Genomic DNA, 1,779 nt, shown 5'->3' with positions numbered 1-1,779 from the left:
GAGCACCTGTACACCAAAGTTCTTTTCCAGGATTCCGGCCAGCGCGTCGCGGAACGCCTTCTCCGATTGCAGACCCCAGCGCGACCCCAGCGCGCCGATGCTGCGGTCATGCCGCTGCGCCTGGGCCATGATCTCCTCGTGCATCAGCTTGAATTCCTCGCGTTCCTCCGCTTGATGCGCGTCCCACTTGCGGTTCTGCTCGTCCCACTTGCGGGCGCTCTCCTCCCGGTCGCGGCGCAGTTCAGCTAAAAGTTCGAAGAACCGGTCCTCGGTGGCCGCCCGCCCGGCATATTCCCGGCGGGTCAAATCCAGAATATACCCGCGCAATTCAGGGTCCGTGCGCATTATTTCCGGCAGCTCACGTCTGATCGTATCTTTAAGCGATTGGGTATTCATCTCGGTTTCAAGCCAAACTGTAGGTTGCTGTTTTGGCCTTGATCGCAACTCCAGCCATCGATTTTGGCCGCAGCCACTCGCGGCTGGGGGCCGCGCCTACGCGTTCAAGGGCGGTCTGCGCTCGACGAAGGCTATCAACGGGGGACAGGAATCGTGGTCAAGGCCGGTGCAACGGGGTCATTCATGACCAAGAGCTCAGGGTGAGCAGACGGCTTTTCATTTCATGCCGCCTCCTCACTGCGGCTAAGGTGGTCACCCGTCAGTTGGTAGATTTCACCCGTCGCGGGACACCGCGCTTCGGCCTGGCCCTGCACCGACAGGTCGAGGCGTTCGCCATGCCGGCTCATCCAGCCGATCTGACGGGCCGGGACGCCAGCTATCAGGGCGTAGGGTTTGACGTCTTTCGTGATGACTGCACCGGCGGCAATGAAGGCGTATTCACCCAGGGTGGCTCCACAGACGATGGTGGCGTTGGCTCCGATGGTGGCGCCCCGCTTCACCAGGGTGCGGCGGTATTCGTCTTTGCGGATGACGGCCGAGCGTGGATTGTAGACGTTGGTGAAGACCATGCCGGGGCCGCAAAAGACGTCGTCCTCCAGGGTGACCGCGTCATAAATGCTGACGTTGTTCTGAACCTTGCAGTTGTTGCCGATGAGTACATCGTTACCCACAAAGACGTTTTGCCCAAAGGAGCAGCGCTCGCCGATGCGGGCGCCGGCGCAGATATGGACCCAGTGCCAAACGCGGGTGTCGGCGCCAATCTGGGCGCCGTCATCGACGACGAAATCGGGGACAGACAACGAAATCGGGGACAACCGAAATCGAGGACCCGAAATCGGGGACAGACAAGGACCGAAATCGGGGACGACCGAAATCGGGGACAGACAACGTTTAATTGCGGAGGGAGCGGACGTTTCGTCATCGGAGAATAACACGTCGTTGGAGAGGCCCTCAGGTCCCCGACTCGGCGGCATCGATCATCGTTGCGACCTCGCCCTCTATTCTGCGTATCGGTATCGGCTGAGAGAGTGCCGTCCGTGCCCCGGCTTCCGGCGTCCCGGCCGGAATGACGATCACTGCCCTCGCAGTCAGGCCAATCGACCGCGAGCGCCACAGGGTCCATCCGCAAGACGCGACGCCTTTTTGCGAGATCGCGCCGCACTGGGGTGCGACGCTCCCAGTGGCCGGCTCGATGATCGCGGCCCGACCGCCCGCTGGCCTCTGTGCGTATGGAGTGGCTGAAAGATTGCCATCCCTTCATAACGCTGCCACCTCCAGCGAGTCGCCGTAGGTCTCGATTCCCAGTCGCTCTGCCACCGGGCGCGCCCGCGCATCGATCATCGGCGAGATCACGATCAAACGGTTGGCGATACGCTGGTGTCG

2 protein-coding genes and 1 pseudogene are annotated in these 1,779 nt (G+C 61.8%); all 3 read right to left on the bottom strand.

The window, feature by feature from the left end:
• Positions 1-396 (bottom strand): DUF3782 domain-containing protein (locus QZX93_RS06775; RefSeq protein WP_295392895.1); only part of this gene is annotated, 396 nt, incomplete at its 3' end.
• Positions 397-617: 221 nt separating this feature from the next.
• Positions 618-1,202, bottom strand: a complete 585-nt coding sequence (locus tag QZX93_RS06770; protein ID WP_295392896.1) for an acyltransferase — start codon at positions 1,200-1,202, stop codon at positions 618-620.
• 451 nt (positions 1,203-1,653) lie between these two features.
• Positions 1,654-1,779 (bottom strand): annotated as a pseudogene (locus tag QZX93_RS06765) (hypothetical protein); the annotation flags it as partial.

This window comes from uncultured Thiodictyon sp. (assembly GCF_903946935.1).
Taxonomy (GTDB): domain Bacteria; phylum Pseudomonadota; class Gammaproteobacteria; order Chromatiales; family Chromatiaceae; genus Thiodictyon.
This window is presented reverse-complemented; position numbering and strand designations above follow the sequence as displayed.